The organism is Kribbella sp. NPDC104740 (assembly GCF_055583505.1).
In genome coordinates this window covers 324628-340726 of the sequence record NZ_JBVJNV010000007.1, presented here as the reverse complement: position 1 = coordinate 340726, position 16099 = coordinate 324628, and the positions used below count along the sequence as shown (strand labels likewise).

Here is a 16099-nt window from a genome sequence, read left to right as displayed (position 1 = left end):
CCTTCACCGGCCGGCCACCTCACCACGGGAGACACGATGACGACCCTCCAGACCGCCGCCAAGGCGCCGCCGCTGCGGTTCCCGCGGCTCGCGCAGCCCTTCGTCGCGCTCGGGCTGGCGATCCTCGCCGAGATCGGGATCGCGTTCTTCGTGCTGAACGTGGTCTCGGTGCCGCTGATCGCGGTCTGGGTCGGGATCCCGATGCTGCTCGTCTTCGTGCCGTGCGTGCGCTGGTTCGCCAACTGCCACCGCACCATCATGGGCAGCTTCCTCGGCGTCGCGATCGAGCGCCCGTACCGCAAGCCGCCCATGCGCGGGATGCTGATGTGGCTGCGCACCACGCTGGCCGACCCGGCCACGTGGCGTGACATCGCGTGGCTGCTGGTGAACGCCGTGCTCGGGTTCACGCTGACGCTGCTGTCCGCCGTACTGTTCCTGGCTTCGGTGTTCTACCTGATCTACCCGTTCCTGGTCTGGGTGACGCCGGACGGTGTCTTCGACCGGCCGTTCGGGGGCTGGATGCAGCTCAACCCGGTGACCGCGTTCGTGATGGTGCCGCTCGGGCTGGTCGCGTTCCTGATCTGGTCGGCGTCGGGCGAGCGGCTGCTCAAGGCCAACGCGTACCTGGCCAAGTCGCTGCTGGGCCCGACCGAGAGCGCCAAGCTGGCGATCCGCGTCCGCGAGCTGGCCGAGTCCCGCGCGGAGACCGTCGACACCCAGGCCGCCGAGCTGCGCCGGATCGAGCGGGACCTGCACGACGGGGCCCAGGCCCGGCTGGCCGCGCTGAGCATGAACCTCGGGATGGCCGAGGAGATGGTCGCCCGCGACCCCGAGCAGGCCGCGGCGCTGCTCACCGAGGCCCGCGAGTCGGCCAGTACGGCGCTGTCGGAGCTGCGCGACCTGGTCCGCGGCATCCACCCGCCGGTGCTCGCCGACCGGGGACTCGACGGCGCGGTGAGCGCGCTCGCACTGACCTGCCCGTTCACGGTCGACGTCACGTACGACGTACCGGGTCGTCCGCCGGCCCCGGTGGAGTCCGCGGCGTACTTCGCGGTCGCCGAGGCGCTGGCCAACGCGGTCAAGTACTCGGCGGCGACGAACGCCTGGGTCCAGATCAGCTTCGAGCAGGACAAGCTGCACATCCTGGTCGGTGACGACGGCGTCGGCGGGGCGGCGGTGACCCCGGGCGGTGGGCTGTACGGAATCCAGCGGCGACTGGCCGCCTTCGACGGTACGTTGACGGTGGTCAGCCCGACCGGCGGGCCGACCACCGTGATCATGGAGTTGCCTTGCGAGTCCTCATCGCTGAAGATCACGCCCTCCTCCGGGACGGCCTGATCCGGCTGCTGGAAGCCCACGACTTCACCGTCGTCGAAGCCGTCGACAACGGCCCCCGCCTGGTCCCGGCGCTCGTCGAGCACCGGCCGGACGTGGCCGTCGTCGACGTCCGGCTCCCACCCACTTTCACCGACGAGGGCCTCAAGGCCGCCATCGAGGCCCGCCAACAGGTCCCCGGCCTCCCGATCCTGGTCCTGTCCCAGTACGTCGAGCAGCTCTACGCCCGCGAGCTCCTCACCGGAGGCGGCGGCGCCGTCGGCTACCTGCTCAAGGACCGCGTCTCCAACGTCGCCGAGTTCCTCGACTCCGTCCGCCGCGTCGCCGCCGGCGGCACCGCCATGGACCCCGACGTCATCGGCCAACTCCTGGCCCGCAGCACCCGCGACTCCCCCGTCACCCGCCTCACCCCCCGCGAGTCCGAGGTCCTCGGCCTGATGGCCGAAGGCCGCAGCAACGCCGCCATCGCCGCCGCCCTCTTCGTCACCGAAAAGGCCGTCAGCAAACACACCAACAACATCTTCGCCAAGCTCGACCTGCCCCCGTCCGAAGACGACAACCGCCGCGTGATGGCCGTCCTGACGTATTTGTCGTCGCGCTAGTCATGGACCCGCTCGTCCTGCTGGCCGCACACGAGAAGCACGTACGCCGCCGGCCGCCGTACGAGGGGGTTGGCAAAACAGTGGTCGCCGACGGGCCGGTGGTCCGCGTCCACGCCGGAACCCACGGTGAGGTCAAGCTCGTCGGACCGCTCGGGGCTGATCCTGGTCAGCTGATCCGTCGTCTCCAGGATGCCTTCACCGCTCACGGTGAGCGCGTCGAGTGGAACGTCTACGGTCACGACGATCCCGCGCTGGTACCGACGCTGCTCGACCACGGTTTCTCGCCGGGCTGGGAACGGCCGCTGCTGATCGCACCGACGGAGAGCGGGAGAACGACCGGGCCGGCGCCCGGGAGCTTTCGCGGGCCGGTCTCGAGCGGCGTCACCGACGTCGATCTCCGCACCGGCCCCGGGGCCCACGCCGCGATCGCAGCTGCGCGGCGCATCGCGCGGACCGCACTCCCCCACCGCGATCCGCTGGACGAGCTCGACGCGGACGGTCTAATGCCGGGCGATCTGTGCGTACTCACTCGCAACCATCTCCGGACCGACGATCTCCCCGATGGGCCGGCCATCGAGGACCACCGCGTCGATGTCGGCTGGGCGCAGCAGTTCGGTGAGTTCATCGCGATCGGGGGCCTGGTCGGGGAGTTCTCGCCCGAGTTCCTCTCGTACTGGTCCGCATGGTCGCCTCGGCCTTCGCACCGCCGCTCGGGCGGCCGGCGTCCGACCCCGCGGTTCTTCGTCGCCGAGGTCGACGGCCCCTCGGCCGAGGCGCTGCGATCAGCGGGGTTCCAGGAGGTGTCGAGCGTGCAGACCTACCACTGGTCTCCGCCCGACTGGCGACCGCAGACTCGACCGGTCCGGACGCTGCTCGCACAGCCGGAGTACGGCGAGATCTGGGACGCCGTCGACGCGCACTTCGCCTTCAGGCCGAGCACCACGAGGTTTCCGGGCAAGATCGATCCCAGCCCGTCGGTGACCTGGTCGCTCGGTGAGCCGACGCGCCGGATCGGCTCCGCGGCTGAGGAGAGGCTAGAGGAGATCGTCGAGCGTGGATTGCGCGCGGCGGTCCGCCCCGGTGAACTGCTTCGCTTCCTGGACTGGAACCACACCGGCTTCGAGTACGACCCCACGCGAGTGGGCCGTCCGGAGTACCCGGACTGGCAGGGCCTGGCCTATCCCGACGGCGACTACTACCTCAACGTCACCGCGGATCTCCGGCTCGGCACTTTCGGTCACCCGTGGGAGCACACGCTGTGTGTCTTCGGCGCCGACCTGCTGACCGAGGTCGAGGACGAGCTGACCGCACTGCTCGGAGCACCAGTACGGCGCGCCTGAAAATACTTCGCGCGTGGATGTCGAGGACGTAGCGTCGGCTTCGTCCCCCGGGTGAGAGCACCGCTGGGGTGCTGAACGGATGGAGACTGCGATGACCAAGTTCCTGCTGATCGTGGACTACAACGGTGGGGCGATCACGACGCCGATGACGGAGTGGGCGCCGGAGGATGTGAAGGCGCACATGGACTACTACGAGAAGCTCAACGCGGAGCTGCGGGAGTCCGGGGAGCTGATCGGCGGTGAGGCGCTGACTGGGCCGGAGCTGGCGAAGTCGGTGACGTCGGACGGGGTGTCGGCGCCGGTGATCACCGATGGGCCGTTTCTGGAGTCGAAGGAGCTGCTGGCCGGCTTTCAGGTGATCGACGTGGAGTCGGAGGAGCGGGCGATCGAGATCGCCGCGCTGGTGTCGCAGGTGCCGGGGCCGGGTGGGGTGCCGACGCAGCAGCCGATCGGCGTACGGCGTGTGATGGAGGAGGCCGACTACCAGGAGCTCAACCCGCTGGGCTGAGGCTGGGGCTGTCGGTGGTGGTCCCCCGGGGTTACATTGCCCTCGGGGGAAGGGGGCGGTGATGCTCGGGTTCAGGGGTGTCGATCATGTCAGTTTCTCGGTGACTGATCTGGAGCGTAGTGAGCGGTTCTACGCCGAGGTGCTGGGGTTCATGCCGTTGCTCGACTTCGGGTACGCGCGGATGCTGGTGGACCGGGCGAGTGGGTTCATGTTGTCGGTGGTGCAGCATGACGCGGCAGGCGGTGGGGCGTTCAGTGAGCTCAGCACCGGGCTCGACCATCTTGGTTTCACCGCCGAGACCCGCGAGGAACTGGTCGAGTGGGAGCGCCGCTTCGACGAGTACGGCGTGACGTACACGCCGATTCGCGACATGGAGTTCTCGCACCATCTGAACTTCCGCGATCCCGACGGGATCGCGCTGGAGTTCACGGCGCCGTACCCGATCCTCACCGCCTGGATGCAGGAACTGCGCGAACGGGATGTCCCCCGCGAGGAGATCCAGTCCCGGGTCACGGAGTACTTGGCGTCGCTGCAGTCCTAGGCGTACGACGGCCGCCCAGGCAGCTCCTCGATCCGGGCGATCGTGCTCGACCATCGCACGCTGCACCGGGCTCTCCACGCTCGCGACCGACCGCTGGCTTCCACTGCGGACGACGATCGGGTCAGCCGGTGACGCGCTCGTCCACAACTGCCTGATCGTCCGCGCTCGGAGCTTCTCGTCTGCTGAATCGAGAGCCGGTCTGGGCGGGTGCGTCGCGCTGCTGGCCGTCGCGGTGCTGCTCCGGCGTCGGCTCAGCTGGTGTCGGTCTCAGCGGGCGTTCGTGTTGCTGTCGGGGCGGGTGGCGTAGCGGAGATCCGCACGCTGGTGCCGTTCGGTGGGCCGGTGGAGCTACTGGCCTCGCGGGTCACAGGCGGCCGGTGATTCGGCTGAGGAACTCCTGGGTTCGGGGTTCGCGGGGGTTGCCGAGGACTTGGGCGGGTGGGCCGGACTCGAGGAGGCGGCCTTGGTCGAGGAAGCAGATTTGGTCGGCGACCTGGCGGGCGAAGGTCATTTCGTGGGTGCAGATGAGCATGGTGATGCCGTCGGACTTGAGGTCCTTGAGGAGGTCGAGGACTTCGCCGACCAGCTCGGGGTCGAGGGCTGAGGTGACCTCGTCGAGGAGCATGAGCTTGGGGTTGTTGACCAAGGCTCGCGCGATGGCGGCGCGTTGTTGCTGGCCGCCGGAGAGGTTGTCGGGGCGGGCGTTCGCTTTGTCGGCCAGGCCTACGCGGTCGAGGATCTGGAGGGCCTGGGTGCGGGCCTGGGATTTGGGGACGCCGTGGACGCGGATGGGCGCGAGGGTGACGTTGTCGAGGACCGAGAGGTGTGGGAACAGGTTGTAGGACTGGAAGACGATGCCGATGCCGGCGCGGATGCGGTCGGCGTTGGCGCGGGGGTCGGTGATGTCCTCGCCGTCGAGCTCGATGACGCCGTCGTCGACGGTTTCGAGGAGGTTGACGCAGCGCAGCAGCGTGGACTTGCCGGAGCCGGAGGCGCCGATCAGGACCACGCACTGGCCGGCGTCGACGTCCAGGTCGAAGTCGTCGAGGACCACGTTGGCGCCGTACGTCTTGCGGACGCCGCGCAGCGACAGCAGGGTCATACCGGGCCTCCTCCCCCGCCGTACCAGCCTTGGCGGCGGGCGACCCAGTCGGTCAGGCGGGTCAGTGGGATCGTCAGCGCGACGAACAGGATGCCGGCGACGACGTACGGGGTGAAGTTGAAGTCCTCGGCGGTCTCCAGCTGGGCGGCGCGGATCGCGTCGATGACACCGAGGACCGCGATCAGGCCGGAGTCCTTCTGCAGCGAGACGAAGTCGTTGAGCAGCGGCGGCAGGACGCGGCGGACGGCCTGCGGGAGCACGACGAAGCGCAGCGTCTGCCGGTGCGACAGGCCGAGCGATCGCGCGGCGGCGCGCTGCGACGGGTGGATCGACTCGATGCCGGCGCGGAACACCTCAGCGACGTACGACGAGTAGGTGAGCACCAGCGCGGCGCCGCCCCAGATCACCGCCTCGTTCGGCAGGCCGCGCAGCTGCAGTGCGGGGACGCCGAAGCCGAGCAGGAAGATCACCAGCAGCAGCGGGAGTCCGCGGAAGACGTCGGTGTACGCCGCTGCAAAGACTCGCAGCGGGAAGAAGATCGGGCCGCGCAACGTCCGCATGATTGCGAGCGTCAGGCCGAGGACGACGATCAGCACCGCGCAGACGAGCATCACCCGGACGTTCAACCAAAGGCCTTGGGCAACGACCGGCAGCGCCTCCCAGCCGCGTTCGACGTTGAAGAAGGTCTCCCGGACTCGCGGCCAGCCCGGTGTCGAACCGATCCCGACCACGAGCAGCGCCAGCAGTACGACGGTGCTGATGGCTGCGATCACGCCCGACCGCACGGTCCGCCGACGCCGGTACGCCAACCGCTCCAACTGCAGCGCCGACGGCTGCCAGTCGCTCACGCCACTCCCCGAGCGCGACCAGGAGAGCGACGACGAGCCGGGCGCGCGGCCCTGTCCACCCGCTGCGATCTGAGGTGCGAAGTCGTCACGAGAGTTCCGGGGCGCCTTCGGCGGTCAGGTACTGCTGCTGGAGCTTGGCCAGGGTGCCGTCGGCCTTCAGGCCGTCGACGGCCTTGGACACGCATGCGGTCAGCGCGGAGCCCTTCTCCAGCACGAAGCCGAACTGCTCGGCCTGGCCGCCGGCCGGGAGCTGTCCGACGATCTTGCCGTCGTCGAGCTGGGCCGCGGTCATGTAGAAGCCGGTCGGCAGGTCGACCACGATGCCGTCGATCTGCTTGTTCTTCAGCGCCTGCACGGCCAGGTCGTTCGTGTCATAGACCGCCGGGGTCTGCTTCGGCTTGATGACGTCCCGCAGCGACGTGTAGCTGGTCGTGCCGACCTGGGCGCCCAGCTTGGCGTCGGCCAGCTCGGCCACCGACTTCGCGCCGGCGATCTTGCTGCCGGCCGTGGTGATCACGGTCTGCCGGACGTCGTAGTACCCCGAGGAGAAGTCGACCGCCTTGCGCCGGTCCTCAGAGATCGAGATCTGGTTCACGTCGAGGTCGAACTTCTTCGGCCCGGGCGCGAACGCGGCGTTGAACTGCACGGTCTGCCACTTCACCTCGGCCTCGGTGAACCCGAGGCTCTTGGCGACCGCGTACGTCACCGCCGACTCGTACCCCTTGCCGTTGGCCGGGTCGTCGTCGACGAACCAGGGCGCGTACGCCGGCTTGTCGGTACCGACGGTGAACGCGCCCGCGGTCTTCAGCGCGAGCTTGTCCTTGCCACAGGCATCGGCCCCGGTCGGGCTCGGCGTCCCGGACGTCTCGTCCTCCGGCGCGCACGCGGACACTGCGACAACGACAAGGGTGGCCAGCACCGCCACGGCACTCCGAAGATTCATGGCAGCAGACTAGAGCCCGGCACCGACGGTGGTCGCCCGATATCACCCTTTTCACCCAAAGGAGCAGGGAGAATTCCGGTTGAGGGCCGGTGGAGTTCCTCCTCCGGTGCGGATTCGTCAGCTCTTGCGGTACGCCGTGGGGGTGACGCCCGTGTGGTGGCGGAAGCGGGTCGCGAAGTAGAGCGGGTTGGTGAAGCCGACCTCGGCGGCGACCGACTGCACTGTTCGCGTGGTGAGCTCGAGGAGGCGGCGGGCGGCCTCGATGCGACGGCGTTCGACGAACTGCTGGGGCGTGACGGCGAGCTGGGCGCGGAAGAGGTGCGCGAAGCGGGACGGGGACAGGTTGGCGGCGCGGGCGAGCCGCGGGATGCCGAGGTCGGCTTTGAGGTCGCGGTCGACCAGCTCGATCGCGCGGAGCAGGCGGTCGTCGATCGGGGTCGCCTTCGGATTCTGGGTGTCGGCCCAGATGAGCGCGGCCTCCAGAGCGTTGAGGGCTAGCAGCTCGCCCTGGGACAGGACGCTCGACTGGTGCCGTACGGCGGCCGCGAGGTTGTCGGCGATCCGGCCTGAAGCCTGCTCGCTCGGCTGGAGCTGGAGGATGCCGGGCGCGACCTCGGGCCAGTCGAGCAGCGGCATCCAGTCGGGCTTGGGGTGGAAGTGCGCGTAGAGGAAGTGCCAGTGCTGGAGGGTGGGCTCGACGCCGTAGTCGTGGAGGGTGCCGGGCTTCACCAGCGTGAGGCTTCCAGGGACGGCGATCACGTCGGAGTACGCGGTGCCCAGGCGGCCGCGGCCGTTGAGGGTGTCGAAGAGCAGCCAGTCGGTGGTGCCTCTGCGCCGGTACGTCGTGTAGCCGGGGCCTTCGTCGAACTCCCCCGCCAGCAGGCGCCGGACGGTCGGTGTGTACGAGTCCGGTCGGTGCACGGCTGTCGGTGCACGACCGCTCGACTGCGTAGCAGGATCTCGAAGGTTCACAGCTCGATAGGTTATCCACTCGCGCGGGGTTCGCGCGCAGACTCGACGTATGACGAGCACAGCGTCCGAGACCGTGGCCGACGTCTACGCGCGGGAAGGGGTGGTGCAGGTTCCCGGGCTGATCTCGCGGGACGAGATCGCGCGGATCAGGCGGGTTTTCATGGATCAGGTCGCGGCGGACCACTCGCTGGCGATCGACGACGGCGTACCGGCGGACGACCCGCTCGCGCGGTACCCGCGGTTCGTGCATCCGCACCGGCGGACCGATGTCGAGGCCGGCCGGATCTCGCTGGAGCTGATGCTCGACAGCCGGATCCTCGATGTGGTGACTGCGCTGATCGGGCCGGCGCTCGGGGCGCAGTCGATGTTCTACTTCAAGCCGCCGGGCGCGCGCGGGCAGGCGCTGCACCAGGACAACACGTTCCTTCGCGCCGATCCAGAGACGTGTCTGGCAGCGTGGATCGCGGTCGACGACGTGGATGCGGAGAACGGCGGGCTGGCCGTCGTACCCGGGTCGCACCGGACCGAGCTGGTGTGTCCGGAGCCGGCGGATCTGACCGAGTCGTTCACGTCGGTCGAGGTACCGGTCCCGGACGGGATGCGCACGGTGCAGACGCGGATGGCGGCCGGAGACGTGCTGTTCTTCCACGGGAGTGTCGTGCACGGCTCGCGGCCGAACTCGAGCGCGGATCGGTTCCGGCGCTCGCTGATCTTTCATTACGTGCCGGAGGCAAGCACCGAGATCGCCGCGTTCTACGACCCGCTGGTCCGGCCGGACCGGCGGACGGTGTCGATTGCTGAGGCGATCGGCGGTGGGCCCTGCGGCGACTACGCGGATGCGGAGCCGTGAGCCAGCCTTGGCCGGGACGCGACGCCGCTAACGGTGGCGATCAGCCCCAGTACGACGACTGCTGTCAGCAGTGAGCTGAGCGGGCGGGTTGGGTTGAAGTCGGTGCCGTTCACATGGGACTCGGCGGCGGCGCCTGCCAGGCAGGCGGCCAGGGTGAGCCCGAGCAGGCCGGTCGAGAGGGCCAGCCAGCGGAGGTAGAGCTTGCCGATGTGGTGGGACCAGCCGGGACCACTAAAGCGGAGCCGGGAGGTTGGTGCGAACGGGTGGCGCCGGCCCCACTGGTCGTAGACGTGCTGCGGGACCAGCTCGGCGAGGCGCTCGACGGCGGTGACTCCTCGGGTCAGGGAGTCGGGGCTCAGCGCGGCATCGTCGTATGCGAGCAGGACGTCGCGGTCGACGACCAGGCCGATGGGACGGGCGTCCAGCAGGGTCTGCATGACGCGGGGCTGCAGCATCGCCATCAGGTACTGCGGGTGCTCGCCGATCACGTCGTACGCGCGGTTGAACTCGGCGCTCTCCAGGGAGAGGTCGGAGCGGGTCAGGCCGCTGCCAGGGCGGACCTCCAGCGCGGGGAGCTCCTGCTGGAGTTGCTTCCCGACGAACACGGTCAGGCGCTGGCGGCGGCAGAGGAGGCCGCGCCATTCGAGCCAGCGCACCTCGAACGCGAGGGCGCTGCTGGTTCGTACGACGTTGCGGACGACCCAGGTGCGGCCGATCGGTAGCGGCAGCGGGGCTGCGGGGAGGCGCAGGTCTCTCGGGAGGTCGCGGTGGATCTGCCAGCCGTTGGCTTGGGCAACGATCGCGAGGTCGCGGGTGGTGGCGCGCGGCCAGGCGTAGGCGATCAGGAGGACGGCCGCGACCAGCAGGAGAAGGAACGGGGCCAGGGCGATGACGGCGAAGGCGGCGCGGTCGCCGGCGTCGTACAGGGTCCAGATCATGCGGGCGACGCAGGCGATCACGGCGAGGGCGGCGACCCAGCAGGCCAGGCGGCTCGTGCGGGCGGAGACCATCGTCATGACGAAGGCTGCCGGGATGACGACGAGGATGATCAGGACCATCGTCGAGGACCAGCCCGGCCAGTCCGCGCCGACGAGCCGCGGCATCAGGAGCAGGCTGAGGCCGGTGACGACCGGGAACAGGCGGAAGGCGACGGCGTGCACGATCTCTCCGGCCTCCTTGCGCAGAAAACTGGCGCTGGGCGTCGGGGTGGTCACCTGCTGGAGTGTTGCACGCGGAGGGTCAGGTCTCGCCGGGTTTCAGTCCTTGCCGAAGAGTCGGATGACTTCGCTGATCCAGTGCTTCGGTGAGACGGCCCAGGCCGCTGCTTCGGTTTCGTCGGCGTGGACGAGCAGGCGGTGCCAGGAGATGAGGCGGTGAACCACGTGCAGGGGCAGGGCTGTGGCCAGCTCGGTGCGGAGGTCTTCGAGGGGAGCCAGGTCGGTCCACTGGTGGAGGTAGGCGTCGGTGATCTCGGTGAGGCGGGGGTCGTTCTCCTGCCAGGTGTCCGGGTCATCGGGGTCGACGAGGGCGGAGTGGACGCAGGCGAGGGTGACGAAGGGGTGGGCCCAGAGAGAGTCGCCGAAGTCGAAGAAGCGGAAGGGGGCGGTGGGGCTCGCGGCGAAGACGTTGTGGGCGTGGAGGTCGTTCTGGTCGATGGCTAGGGGGATGGCGCCGGAGAGGTTGGTGGCGTAGGTGGTGAGGTTGTCGGCTGCGTGGTGGAGGTGGGTGGACTGGGTGGTGGTGATGGCGAGGGGGTGGTTGGGTGCGAGGTCGGTGAACCAGTCGGCGATGGTGTGGACGATTGGGCCGAGGTTGGTGGGGGCCGCGTTGGTGAGGCCGGTGGCGAGGAGGGGGTGTTCGGCGGGGATGGTGTCGCGTTGGAGGGCGGCGTACTCGATGACGAGGCGGCGCCAGAGGGTGAGGGGGTCGACGTGGGTGAGCTGCTCGTCGAGGGTTGCGCCCTGGTCGGCGGTGAGGAGCCAGCCGTGGGTGGGGTCGATGGCGAGTGGGGGGATGACGTGTTGGGGTAGCTCGCGGGCCATGGCGTCGACGAGGGCTGCTTCGAAGGACTGACCGGGGTTGTTTTCCTTGAACCAGTAGAGGCCGTGGGTGGTGGGGTAGCACCAGACGGCGGCCCAGAAGCGGATCTTGTACGGGACGGGGGCGCCGGTGGGGGTGATGCCGGCTTCGGTGAGTTGGTCGCGCACCCAGGAGTCGGCCGCCGCGAACCAGTCGGTGCCGGTCCACTGGCGGACCCAGTGGCCAGTGGCGTCCTGGTGGAGGGAGCGGGGCTTGGGTGTGGGGCGACCTTCCATCTCTGGAGGTTAGGCCCGCGGTTGGCGTGGATGCATCTGCATTAGGTGAGTTGCTGAGGTGGGTGCCCGGGTGCGGGTTAGGGAAGGCGTTGGGGTGGGGCCGGGTGCCTGGGGTGAAGGTGGGTGCGCGGCTGGGGCTTTGACGGAAGGCGCACGGGCCGGGCAGCTGCGTGGGTGCGGGTTAGGGAAGGCGGAGGGGGTGGGGCGGGTGCCCGGGGTGAAGGTGGGTGCGCGGCTGGGGTTTTGAGGGAAAGCGCACGGGCAGGGCGGTGCTGAGTGCGGGTGTGGGAAAGCGGTGGGGTGCAGGTTTCTGCAGCCTGCACCCCTTGCGATCAGTTGCTGTAGTCGCGGAAGCCTCGGCCGGTTTTGCGGCCCAGGTAGCCGGCGGTGACGAGGTGTTCCAGGAGGGGGGCGGGGGCGAAGCCGGGCTCTCGGAATTCCAGGTACAAGGTGCGCTGGATGGCCAGGGAGACGTCGAGGCCGACCACGTCGAGGAGTTCGAAGGGGCCCATGGGGAGGCGGCAACCCAGTTTCATGGCGGCGTCGATGTCGTCTACGCCGGCGTAGTGGGCTTCGAGCATGCGGACGGCGTCGTTGAGGTACGGGAAGAGGAGGGCGTTGACGATGAAGCCGGCGCGGTCGCCGCAGCGGACCGGGTGTTTGCCGGCGGCAACGGCTACGGCGGCGACGGTGTCGGCGACCTCGGGGGTGGTGCTGACGGTGCTGACGACCTCGACGAGCTTCATGACCGGGGCTGGGTTGAAGAAGTGGAGGCCGACGACGTCGGCCGGGCGCTTGGTGGCCATGGCGAGGTCGATGACAGGAAGGCTTGAGGTGGTGGTGGCGAGGATGGCGCCGGGCTTGCAGATCTCGTCGAAGGTTTCGAACAGGGCCTGCTTGACCGAGAGCTCCTCGACGACGGCCTCGATCACCAGGTCGGCGGTGGACAGGTCGTCGAGCTTCGCGGTGCCGACGATGCGGGTCAGGGCGGCGTCGCGCTCCTCCGAGGAGAGCTTGCCGCGCTGGACGCCCTTCTCCAGCGAGCGTTCCAGGCCGGCGCGGACCCGGTCGACCTTCTCGGTGCCGCGGGCGACGTACAGGACGTCGTACCCGGCCTTGGCGCAGACCTCGATGATGCCGACGGCCATCGTGCCGGAGCCGACGACGCCGATCTGCTTGATCGGGCGGGTCGCGACCTCGTCGCCGTTCACCCGCGGGGTCAGGTCGTCGTCGACGACCACCGGGGAGTCGGGCGCCTCGTAGGTGTAGAAGCCGCGGCCGGTCTTGCGGCCGAGCAGGCCCGCCGTGACCATCTGCTTGAGGATCGGGGCCGGCGCGTGCAGCCGGTTGCGGCCCTGCTTGTACATCGTGTCGAGGATCTCGTACGCCGTGTCGAGGCCGATCAAGTCGAGCAGCGCGAGCGGGCCCATCGGGTACCCGCAGCCCAGCCGCATCGCGGCGTCGACGTCCTCACGGGTCGCGTAGCGCGACTCGACCATGGAGACGGCGTGGTTCAGGTATCCGAACAGCAGCGCGTTGGCGATGAAACCGGCCCGGTCCGCGGCGACGACCGGGACCTTGTCGAGCTTGCGGGCCAGCGCGAGCACGTCCTCGACCACGTCCGGCTCGGTGACGACGGTCTTGATCACCTCGACGAACTCCTGCACGGGGGCGGGGTTGAAGAAGTGCATGCCGACGACGCGGCGCGGGCGCTCGGTGGCGACGGAGATCTCGGTGACCGACAGGGACGAGGTGTTGGTGGCGAGGATCGCGTCCTCGCGGACCACCTTGTCGAGGGCGGAGAAGATCTCGCGCTTCAGCTCGAGCCGCTCGATCACCGCCTCGATCACCAGGTCGCAGTCGGCCAGGGCCTCCAGCTCGGTGGCGAACGTCACCCGGTCGAACAGCGCCTGCTGGTCCTCGACCGACAACTTGCCGCGCTTCACCGCGCGGTCGGTGGAGTGCTGGATGTGCCCGCGGCCGCGCTCGACCGCCTGCTCGTCCCGCTCCACGCCGACCACGGTCAGCCCGTGCCGGGCGAACACCTCCGCGATCCCGGCTCCCATCGTGCCGAGCCCGACCACACCGACTGTCTGCAGTTCACGCGCCATGGGCGCAGTGTGCCAGTCGGCCGGTGGTCTGCCCATGAGGTGAGTCACCTGCGAGTTCAACCTCACACCTCCTTTCCGGTGGTTGCAGGTGGATGTTCGTCGAAGGTCGGTGGTTCGGTGAGCCAGGTCTTCAGGAGCTGCTGAGGGCTCGCAGCGGACTGGAGGGCGGTGGCGATGGGCATCGGACGGAGGTTCTCCTGGGTGAGGTCGGTCAGTGGAAGCCAGACGGCGCGGTAGGTGCCGGACTCCGTGGTCGGTGGGGAGGTGAACTCGGCGCCGGTGCCCTCGCCGAACGTGCCGCTCAGGGTGGTGGCGAGGTAGTAGTGCTGGGTGGTGAGGCGGAAGTTCACGATGGCGGCCAGGCCGTGGAGTTTGACGATCAGGCCCAGCTCTTCGTGGGCCTCGCGGACCGCGGCCTCGGCGGAGGTCTCGCCTGCTTCGACGCCGCCGCCGGGGAGGGTGTGGTAGCGGAGGCCCGAGCGGACACGTTCGATGGCGGCGAGGCCGACTCCGGCGACGTCGTCGTCAGTGCTACCGCCGTCGGTGAGCAGGATGATGCCGGCGCGGATCACTCGGTGGTCCTGGAGGCGAGGACGTGGAACCACTGGCTGGAGCCGTGCTCGCCGTGGTTGAGGTGCTGGACCTGCCAGCCTGTGGCGGCCAGGAGGGCTCGGAGTGGGGCTTCTTGCCAGAGGGTGAACTGGCGTGGGAGATCGAGGTAGCGGGTGGACCACTCGATGCCTTCGCCCGCGCGGGTGGTGAAGGCGAGCAGCGGGGCTGCTTTGGCGCAGGACGTGAGGACGTGAGCCAGTTGGTCGGGGGTGAAGTGGAGGAAGACGGCATCGGCGAAGACCAGGTCGTAGGGCCCGCCGTAGTCGTCGGTCAGGGCGTTCAAGTGGTCGGCTTTGAAGCCGTCGTTGCGCATCATCTCGACGAAGGCGAGGGTGGCGTCGGTACGGCGGACCTGGTGGCCCCGGCGCTCCAGCTCGGCGGCGTCGCGGCCGGTGCCGCTGCCCAGTTCGAGCAGCGTGCCGCCGGAAGGCAGGGCTTTGTCGACCAGGCTGATCAGGTCGTTGTTCGGTTCCTTCGGGATGCTGTTGCGGAAGGAGTCTGCGCGATGCTCGTACGCGTCGATGGTGATTGCGTTGGCGGCTCGGAGGAGACCGTCGGCGGGGACCGCTGTCCAGCCGTCGCCGGTGTGTTCGACGACTGCTGGTAGGCGGACGCCGAGGTCGGTGCCGAGCAGGACGACGGTTTCGCCTCGATGAAGGTCCGAGATCTCCTGCAGTTGCTCGGCCGGGTCTGCAACGAGGGCCACGGGAAGGCCGAGCGCGGCCGCGAGTTCCGCGGCGGTGTCAGGCGGCGGCGCGGCAGCATCGAGCGTCGCGGCGTACACCGCTGTCACACGCTCAGCCGCGAAGGCCTCCGGCGGCGTCCCCGGCAGCGGCAGCAGGATTCGGGCGGGGCACATCAGGTTCATTCGGCATTCCCCCAGGAAGTGGTCGTACGTTCAGATTCGCACCCGGGCCCCGACACACACCAGGAACGCAACCGGCCCTTTTCCGGCACTCTTCCGGACTTTGCACTACGGTGTCTCCTCGTGCGCCTGGTGATTGCGAAGTGCTCCGTCGACTACTCCGGACGGCTGACCGCCCATCTCCCGATGGCTCCCCGGCTGCTGATGGTGAAGGCCGACGGCTCGGTGCTGATCCACGCCGACGGCGGGTCGTACAAGCCGCTGAACTGGATGTCTCCTCCGTGCAAGCTGACCGAGGAAGAGGGCGTCTGGAGCGTCACGAACAAGGCCGGCGAGGAGCTGCGGATCACCTTCGAGGAGGTGCTCAGCGACACGTCGTACGAGCTGGGGCTGGACCCCGGGCTGATCAAGGACGGCGTCGAGGCGCACCTGCAGGAGCTGCTGGCCGAGCACGTCACCACCTTCGGTGAGGGCTGGACGCTGGTCCGCCGGGAGTATCCGACCGCGATCGGACCGGTCGACCTGCTCTGCCGTGACGCCGACGGCAAGCACGTCGCGGTCGAGATCAAGCGCCGCGGCGAGATCGACGGCGTCGAGCAGCTCACCCGGTACGTCGAGCTGCTGAACCGCGACCCGCTGCTGGCGCCGGTGCGGGGCGTGTTCGCCGCCCAGCTGATCAAGCCGCAGGCCCAGTTCCTGGCCACCGACCGTGGTCTGGACTGCGTGACGGTCGACTACGACGCCCTCCGCGGGATGGAATCCGACGTCCTCAGACTGTTCTAGTTCCGTCAGAAACTGAGAAAACAGCCGGATCTGCCCGATTTCGGGCAGATCCTTGGCATATCTGCGTCCAACCACCACAGTTGTCGGGTGATGAGTGAGGTGACGCAGCCCAGCGACGAGCTGGTCGACCAGGTCAGCCGGACCACCGGCCTGACCACCGAGGACGCCCGGCGGGTGGTCGCCGACGTGCTCGCGTACTTCACCGAGACCACCGAGGAGTACGTCCGGCGCCGGCACCGCGAGCTGCAGACCTACGGCGCGCGCAACGACGAGATCTTCGCCCGGCTCGGCGACGAGCTGCGGCACTGGCCGGTCCGCTCCCCCGAACTGTCTGCCCGGCAGCTACGACGGATCGTCTACGGCTGACCAACA

The 16099-nt window shown here is 69.1% G+C and carries 17 protein-coding genes; 8 read left to right on the top strand and 9 right to left on the bottom strand.

Annotated elements, in window-relative coordinates; all coding sequences use genetic code 11:
- Positions 1-36: 36 nt before the first annotated feature.
- From ACZ6Z4_RS32105 to ACZ6Z4_RS32085, 5 genes are all read left to right on the top strand, one after another.
- Positions 37-1338, top strand: a complete 1302-nt coding sequence (locus tag ACZ6Z4_RS32105) for a sensor histidine kinase (RefSeq protein WP_465573001.1) — start codon at positions 37-39, stop codon at positions 1336-1338.
- Entirely contained in the window at positions 1290-1937 is a 648-nt protein-coding gene (locus ACZ6Z4_RS32100) for a response regulator (RefSeq protein WP_465572999.1), read from the top strand. The genes ACZ6Z4_RS32105 and ACZ6Z4_RS32100 overlap by 49 nt, the downstream gene beginning before the upstream one ends.
- Positions 1938-1939: 2 nt before the next feature.
- Positions 1940-3277, top strand: a complete 1338-nt coding sequence (locus ACZ6Z4_RS32095) for a DUF2716 domain-containing protein (protein WP_465572997.1) — start codon at positions 1940-1942, stop codon at positions 3275-3277.
- 91 nt (positions 3278-3368) lie between these two features.
- The gene (locus ACZ6Z4_RS32090; RefSeq protein WP_465572994.1) at positions 3369-3785 is read left to right on the top strand and encodes a YciI family protein; all 417 of its coding nucleotides are present in this window, start codon (positions 3369-3371) and stop codon (positions 3783-3785) included.
- A 61-nt stretch (positions 3786-3846) separates the two neighbouring features.
- On the top strand, positions 3847-4326 hold the full coding sequence (locus ACZ6Z4_RS32085; RefSeq protein WP_465572991.1) for a VOC family protein: 480 nt from the start codon (positions 3847-3849) through the stop codon (positions 4324-4326).
- Positions 4327-4690: 364 nt separating this feature from the next.
- On the opposite strand, the gene ACZ6Z4_RS32080 is transcribed toward ACZ6Z4_RS32085, so the two are convergent.
- The 4 genes from ACZ6Z4_RS32080 to ACZ6Z4_RS32065 all read right to left on the bottom strand — a co-directional run bounded on the left by ACZ6Z4_RS32080 (position 4691) and on the right by ACZ6Z4_RS32065 (position 8140).
- Complete coding sequence (locus tag ACZ6Z4_RS32080) at positions 4691-5428, bottom strand: amino acid ABC transporter ATP-binding protein (RefSeq protein WP_465572986.1); 738 nt, start codon at positions 5426-5428, stop codon at positions 4691-4693.
- Positions 5425-6276: an amino acid ABC transporter permease gene (locus ACZ6Z4_RS32075; protein ID WP_465572981.1), complete on the bottom strand. Its 852-nt coding sequence runs from the start codon at positions 6274-6276 to the stop codon at positions 5425-5427. The genes ACZ6Z4_RS32080 and ACZ6Z4_RS32075 overlap by 4 nt, the downstream gene beginning before the upstream one ends.
- A gap of 85 nt (positions 6277-6361) precedes the next feature.
- Positions 6362-7219, bottom strand: coding sequence for an ABC transporter substrate-binding protein (locus ACZ6Z4_RS32070; protein ID WP_465572975.1), 858 nt, complete (start codon positions 7217-7219; stop codon positions 6362-6364).
- A gap of 117 nt (positions 7220-7336) precedes the next feature.
- Entirely contained in the window at positions 7337-8140 is an 804-nt protein-coding gene (locus ACZ6Z4_RS32065; protein ID WP_465572972.1) for a helix-turn-helix domain-containing protein, read from the bottom strand.
- Positions 8141-8240: 100 nt separating this feature from the next.
- Here ACZ6Z4_RS32065 and ACZ6Z4_RS32060 point away from each other — a divergent pair, with 100 nt between their 5' ends.
- Positions 8241-9041 carry a phytanoyl-CoA dioxygenase family protein gene (locus ACZ6Z4_RS32060; protein ID WP_465572969.1) on the top strand — a complete coding sequence of 267 codons (801 nt, stop codon included), beginning with the start codon at positions 8241-8243 and terminating at the stop codon, positions 9039-9041.
- On the opposite strand, the gene ACZ6Z4_RS32055 is transcribed toward ACZ6Z4_RS32060, so the two are convergent.
- The 5 genes from ACZ6Z4_RS32055 to ACZ6Z4_RS32035 all read right to left on the bottom strand — a co-directional run bounded on the left by ACZ6Z4_RS32055 (position 9020) and on the right by ACZ6Z4_RS32035 (position 14947).
- A complete protein-coding gene (locus tag ACZ6Z4_RS32055; protein WP_465572966.1) occupies positions 9020-10255 on the bottom strand; it encodes a hypothetical protein in 1236 nt (411 codons plus the stop codon). The two genes, ACZ6Z4_RS32060 and ACZ6Z4_RS32055, sit on opposite strands and share 22 nt — an antisense overlap.
- 42 nt (positions 10256-10297) lie before the next feature.
- Positions 10298-11356, bottom strand: coding sequence for a hypothetical protein (locus ACZ6Z4_RS32050; protein WP_465572963.1), 1059 nt, complete (start codon positions 11354-11356; stop codon positions 10298-10300).
- A 332-nt stretch (positions 11357-11688) separates the two neighbouring features.
- Complete coding sequence (locus ACZ6Z4_RS32045; protein ID WP_465572959.1) at positions 11689-13467, bottom strand: 3-hydroxyacyl-CoA dehydrogenase family protein; 1779 nt, start codon at positions 13465-13467, stop codon at positions 11689-11691.
- A 62-nt stretch (positions 13468-13529) separates the two neighbouring features.
- Positions 13530-14039: an NUDIX hydrolase gene (locus ACZ6Z4_RS32040; RefSeq protein ID WP_465572956.1), complete on the bottom strand. Its 510-nt coding sequence runs from the start codon at positions 14037-14039 to the stop codon at positions 13530-13532.
- Complete coding sequence (locus tag ACZ6Z4_RS32035; RefSeq protein WP_465572953.1) at positions 14036-14947, bottom strand: class I SAM-dependent methyltransferase; 912 nt, start codon at positions 14945-14947, stop codon at positions 14036-14038. Before ACZ6Z4_RS32035 ends, ACZ6Z4_RS32040 begins: the two co-directional genes overlap by 4 nt.
- 120 nt (positions 14948-15067) lie before the next feature.
- Between ACZ6Z4_RS32035 and nucS the strand changes: the two genes are divergently transcribed.
- Both nucS and ACZ6Z4_RS32025 read left to right on the top strand, forming a co-directional pair.
- Positions 15068-15727 carry an endonuclease NucS gene (gene nucS, locus ACZ6Z4_RS32030; protein WP_363664682.1) on the top strand — a complete coding sequence of 220 codons (660 nt, stop codon included), beginning with the start codon at positions 15068-15070 and terminating at the stop codon, positions 15725-15727.
- A gap of 90 nt (positions 15728-15817) precedes the next feature.
- The gene (locus ACZ6Z4_RS32025; protein WP_184796256.1) at positions 15818-16093 is read left to right on the top strand and encodes a hypothetical protein; all 276 of its coding nucleotides are present in this window, start codon (positions 15818-15820) and stop codon (positions 16091-16093) included.
- Positions 16094-16099: the final 6 nt, after the last annotated feature.

Coding starts and splice junctions, on each gene's coding strand:
- ACZ6Z4_RS32105 (WP_465573001.1), top strand. CDS start 37: ATGACGACCCTCCAGACCGCCGCCAAGGCGCCGCCGCTGCGGTTCCCG.
- ACZ6Z4_RS32095 (WP_465572997.1), top strand. CDS start 1,940: ATGGACCCGCTCGTCCTGCTGGCCGCACACGAGAAGCACGTACGCCGC.
- ACZ6Z4_RS32090 (WP_465572994.1), top strand. CDS start 3,369: ATGACCAAGTTCCTGCTGATCGTGGACTACAACGGTGGGGCGATCACG.
- ACZ6Z4_RS32085 (WP_465572991.1), top strand. CDS start 3,847: ATGCTCGGGTTCAGGGGTGTCGATCATGTCAGTTTCTCGGTGACTGAT.
- ACZ6Z4_RS32080 (WP_465572986.1), bottom strand. CDS start 5,428: ATGACCCTGCTGTCGCTGCGCGGCGTCCGCAAGACGTACGGCGCCAAC.
- ACZ6Z4_RS32070 (WP_465572975.1), bottom strand. CDS start 7,219: ATGAATCTTCGGAGTGCCGTGGCGGTGCTGGCCACCCTTGTCGTTGTC.
- ACZ6Z4_RS32060 (WP_465572969.1), top strand. CDS start 8,241: ATGACGAGCACAGCGTCCGAGACCGTGGCCGACGTCTACGCGCGGGAA.
- ACZ6Z4_RS32050 (WP_465572963.1), bottom strand. CDS start 11,356: ATGGAAGGTCGCCCCACACCCAAGCCCCGCTCCCTCCACCAGGACGCC.
- ACZ6Z4_RS32045 (WP_465572959.1), bottom strand. CDS start 13,467: ATGGCGCGTGAACTGCAGACAGTCGGTGTGGTCGGGCTCGGCACGATG.
- ACZ6Z4_RS32035 (WP_465572953.1), bottom strand. CDS start 14,947: ATGAACCTGATGTGCCCCGCCCGAATCCTGCTGCCGCTGCCGGGGACG.
- ACZ6Z4_RS32025 (WP_184796256.1), top strand. CDS start 15,818: ATGAGTGAGGTGACGCAGCCCAGCGACGAGCTGGTCGACCAGGTCAGC.